This is a genomic window from Wolbachia endosymbiont of Atemnus politus (assembly GCF_013309895.1).
In genome coordinates this window covers 1-5194 of the sequence record NZ_JAAXCS010000093.1, presented here as the reverse complement: position 1 = coordinate 5194, position 5194 = coordinate 1, and the positions used below count along the sequence as shown (strand labels likewise).

Here is a 5194-nt window from a genome sequence, read left to right as displayed (position 1 = left end):
AGCACATTATTACAGCGCCAAGTTACAGTATTATAGGGTCAAAACTCGCACCACGGGGTTTCTTTGCCTTTTTTTCTATTTGGTAAATTTCTTAAATATTTATAGTTAAAGCAATTCAAGAGCACTATAGAAAACACCAAAGTTTAGGTTCGCAGGAGGTCTTGTTATTCTATCCAATATAAATCTAGTTGTTTATCTATACTCTATATTTTACATATAAAATCAACAATCTATACTTTTTTACTAAAATATAAACTATATTGATATGGGAATTTACGATTTCTTTAGGGAAGTTACTTTATGCTTGATATTGAAGGATTAACAAATTAGAGGTTAAAGTTATGACAATTAATCGACAAGTAAATAAAAATATAACTAAAGAAGAATATTTCAACAATGGTGGTAAGGGATTTAACTCACCACATATTATAGAAATAGAAGAACTAAATATCAAAGTAGAGGTTTATTCTCATAATTTAAGAGCAAGTAAAGTTTCTAAAATTGAAAGTGAGATAAGAGAAACAGCTATTAATTTTAAAGATGCATTTAAGTTGGAACCTGGCGGTTCAGAACAAACATTCAAGATTTATGTGTTCGACGATAAGGATGATTACACTCACCTTGGCGGGAACAATAGTGGAAGCAATGCTTTTGGATTTGGTCTTGGAGATGAAGGTGGTAAAGCTTATTATAGAGGAAATGGTGATGTTTTTGCTGAAATGTACGTCTATCAGCAAGGTGGTGTTCATAATCTTAAGCATGAATTTGCACATGGGTTAACTTACTTTGCTACAGGAGGCAAGTCCTTACCTACAGTATTAATGGAGGGAATTGCAGATTATTTTGAACACCACTCAGACCACAAGTTCAATGCCCAAGGATCGAGCATTGACAGAACTGAAGCTGCAAGTTTGGATTTAAGTAAAATCTTAGAATCAAAATACTCAGCCAATGATGAAGAGAATAGTCTTGTTTATAGAACTGGTCATGCGCTGGTAATGTATTTACAAGAGGCAAATTCTGATCTTCTGAAAAACCTTCTAGGTAATATGTATAAGTTAGCAAACCTTATAAGTCAAGTAAAAAACTACGATGATGACTTTAAAAACTGGCTTTCTAAAGCAGATGTTCCAGATAGTGTTAAGAGTGAGATTGGAGAAAAAAGGTTAAGTGGAATTTTAGAGTTAGAATATTTAGAGAACAATAAAGTGAGTAGTGAGGTTTATGAAGTAGCTCACTCATACCTACAGAGAAAAGATCCTATGCTAGAGGGGAATTATCAAAGTAATCTATCTGATATAAGAAGCCCTATGAATCGCATAAAAGATCAAGATGACGCTTTCAAGGGCTGGCTTGCTGAAAATAATACAGACACTGCAATGGAGAAAATCAATGCGCTGCAAGTCACAAAAGGAGATTTTATAGCAACTGGTCAAGAAATAGTGGGTGGAGAAATTAAAAATGTAGACTACTATAAAGCAAACATAAAAAAAATAGATGGAGAAAACGTTGGAAGTTTTTCTGCTGTAGAACATGTTGCATTTCATAATGTTGCTCGCGCTGTTAATAGAGCAACAAATGATAATCTCGATATATCAAAGGAATATCACTTCTTAAAAGTAATAAAAACTCCTGACGGACAAACTAAACTAACTTATTCTGACCAACAAGGTAACGAGTACCAAAACAGTCTAGAATATAAAACGCAAGCTTTCAGGATGCTATCAAAGTATGATGAGAATTTAGAGAAAACTTACAATGATGCATTGAAAGGCCTACATAAGAAAAAGCAGGATGAATATTCTAATATATCTAGAGAACTTGGTGAAGGGAAGATTTCTTATAAAGAATATTTAGAGAAATATCATGCGATTCCTTCTAAATATCAGAAATTAGAAAATTCCTTGCTTGATGAAATGATAGACATTGGTTTAAAGCAAGTCAAGGAAACCAAAGACATCGATGCAGAAAAGATGTTAGAAGAGATGATCAATATCAATCCAAACTTAATAAGAGGTACTAATACTGATCTAGAAGAAGGTAAGGTTCTCTCTATACAAGCTCTTGGTCACGGAGATATGGGTGCACTGTCCATATATGATGGAAATACAAAACTTGGAGAATTATCGAGTGAATCAGGATTCTTTAAGCAAGTTAAAGGTCAAACTAAAGAAACTTTTGTTTTTGAAGATATATTACATAACTTGAATACTCAATATGATGGTGGTGCTTATATGGCAGTTACAAAAGAAGGCGATCATTACAAAGCTTCTTTAATAGATGGCAGAACGGTTGAACGTGATGAATATTATAATGAAGCACATTTACATGAAAATGAATTGTTGCATCCTAGTACTGGACACATTCAAGAGAATTTGGATCCTCTACTCCTCAGAGGCACCCAAATTTTGCGTCATCAGGATTCAGAGCATGCTAAATATTCTGATGAGCAGAGAAAAAGTGGAGTAATTGTGGAAAAAGGAAATTTACTGGATAATAAAGGAACTGACAGAACAGACGACGACGTGTACGAAGCGTTTGCAAAACGAGGAGGCGAAAATCTACATGCATTCAAAAGTATGGGCTTCTATATTACTGAAGAGGTAAAAAATGATAGAGGTGAAGTTACAAATGAAAGTAACTTACTCATTCATGATCATGGAAAAAACGTAAGGTTCCAATTGCCAAGCAGTGTTACTCACCTAAAATTAGTGGAAAAAGATGGACAATATAAATTAGCACCGTCTGATTCTGAAGGAAGAGAATACAGTGGCATACCAGACGAATACAAATATATTGACCCAGTATTTGCACATGAATATGAAAAGAGAGATTATTCTCATAAACATGTAAATGTGGGCCTTATAAACTTAGAGAAATATGTCCCTGGTAAACTTTTTGCCATTAAACATGATCCAAATGATTACCACATACAAAGAAGCTCAAGTGGTGAAATAGTTAGAATAAAAGATCAAACATATTTTACCAAAGTGAAATTGTTTGATGGTGATGAAGAAATTGAAATGTTATCTAATAACTTTCATAATTTCAAAGGTAAAATATTCTTTTCTGCTGATTATAACTATAGTTATAATGATTTCCTAGCATCTGTTTCTCCTCAAGTTGAAATTGAGGATATGGGCAATGGAAGTAGGAAAATAACTTTCGATCAAGGTAATGGCGATATCGGTGATACTAATAGAGGCTACACGGACTATCAGAGAATATACACAAAAGCTGAAAGTCCAAAAGAGCAAAGTGAAGATAAATCAAGTGTCAATAGAGAAAGTGACATACAACCTGATCAGCCAACTCCGTTGCAAAGTCTAGCAAGAACAAAAAGATCAGCTTTTGTGGAGGAAGAAGAGCAGGAGCAGATAGTATTGAAAGACACAATCTTGAAAATAGAGAAGGACTATAATCGAGATTCAGAAGGAAAGCATAAGGCAAATGTGGCTATAGATTATTATGATATGAAAGCCCTGCATGACAGAGCCGAAGGAGCGGAAAAGCAATCTGTGTTAAAGTTCTGGAACAAACTGCATGAATCAAATTATAAGGTTGGTGCTTTGCCGGAAGGTAAGTATTACTTTAAAGATGGTAAATTCGTAATTCACGATAGTGATACGAAGAAACTTATAGTGTTACCTGAAGATAAGGTATCCATCAAAATAATGAAAGATGGCGACAGTTATAGCTTGGCTATATCTAATGATAATGGCAGAGTAATAAGCAGCATTGGTAAAATAGATAATCCAAATTATGAATTGCTGTCAGACTCAAGCGGTTTCAGTTTAGAAACACAAGATAGTATTACACTGTCAGATCAACATAGTGAATATGACCTTTATCTAATAAACGGCTTAGGAGGTCAGATGTTTGATTGTTCAGGTGATAACTATCACAACCATGATCACAGCTTGATCTAACAAACACATAAAGAGTTGCTGCATCCAAGCAGCAACTCCTCGTGTGTGTGAGGTTATTATACTAAACTGAGTATAAGTTTTACAGAATTACACATTTTTTTGCTATTAGCAAATAATATAGCACTGCCTTGCGTATTGCCAATCCGAATTCTACCTGCTGTAAAATAACACAATCTGCTATATCACTGCTGATCTCAATCCCTCTGTTTATTGGTCCTGGGTGCATAACAATCGCATCTGGTTTTGCGTACGATAACTTCTGTGAATCAAGCCCATACAAATGAAAGTATTCTCTCTCTGAAGGAATAAAACAACCATTATTCATGCGCTCTTTCTGTAACCTCAGAAGCATAATTACATCCGCATCCTTTATACCTTCAATTAATGAATAGTGGACTGAATCCACCTCAGGAAAATGCCTACAAATCAAAGTTGGCGGTGCAATCAAGCATATTTTCGCTCCAAACATTTTTAGTAATCTTATATTTGATCTTGCAACTCTGCTGTGCAAAATATCTCCACATATTACAATTTTAAGGTTCTTTATTTGCTTTTTATGACTGCTGATTACAAAATAGTCAGCAAGGGCTTGAGTTGGGTGTTCACTGCTTCCATCACCTGCATTAATTAGTGAACAGTTAATATGCTGAGCTAGCATATTAACAATGCCACTGTTTTTTTGCCTGATTATTATGTAGTCAGGACTCATTGCATTTAATGTTTTTATCATATCCTTCAAATTTTCCCCTTTATTAATAGAAGAAGATTTTATTGGCAAGGTTACAACATTCACTCCAAGGCTTTTTGCCGCTATTTCAAAGGATGCGAGCGTACGCGTTGAGTCCTCAAAGAATAAGTTTATCACAATCTTGTTTTCTAAGATATGACCATTTACAGCTTCATTTTTCAGATATTGACTAGCTAACTTAATTATATTTTCTACATCACTGATTGTGAGATCCCGCACGCTTAGCAAATTATTGCTCATAGTTTCTTTTAACGTACAACAAACTATTCTACTTACCTTTTTTCAATTAATCTATTGCGTTTTAACTTAGATGTTGCATTAAAATTGGTATTAACTGATAATTAATACTCTGGCTTTATTATGGTTAGTATATAATAGCAAGTGAGGTTGAAAATGGTTGCGAAAACTGAAAAAAAAGATGAAAAAACTAGCTTAGGAAGTAAAATACTAGATTACGTACCGTGGAGAATGGCGCTCACAGTTGCTGCTTTTGCTATTCCAGTTGTTGGTCCTGTTG

Annotated in this window: 2 protein-coding genes; one reads left to right on the top strand and one right to left on the bottom strand. The window is 34.3% G+C overall.

Annotation, left to right across the window (positions count from 1 at the left end):
- Positions 1–341 precede the first annotated feature (341 nt).
- The gene (locus HET73_RS05875; protein ID WP_174134183.1) at positions 342–3929 is read left to right on the top strand and encodes a peptidase M2; all 3588 of its coding nucleotides are present in this window, start codon (positions 342–344) and stop codon (positions 3927–3929) included.
- A gap of 79 nt (positions 3930–4008) precedes the next feature.
- Here the strand turns inward: HET73_RS05875 and HET73_RS05870 are convergent, their stop codons facing one another.
- Positions 4009–4917: an aspartate carbamoyltransferase catalytic subunit gene (locus HET73_RS05870; RefSeq protein WP_174134182.1), complete on the bottom strand. Its 909-nt coding sequence runs from the start codon at positions 4915–4917 to the stop codon at positions 4009–4011.
- Between the last annotated feature and the right edge of the window lie 277 nt (positions 4918–5194).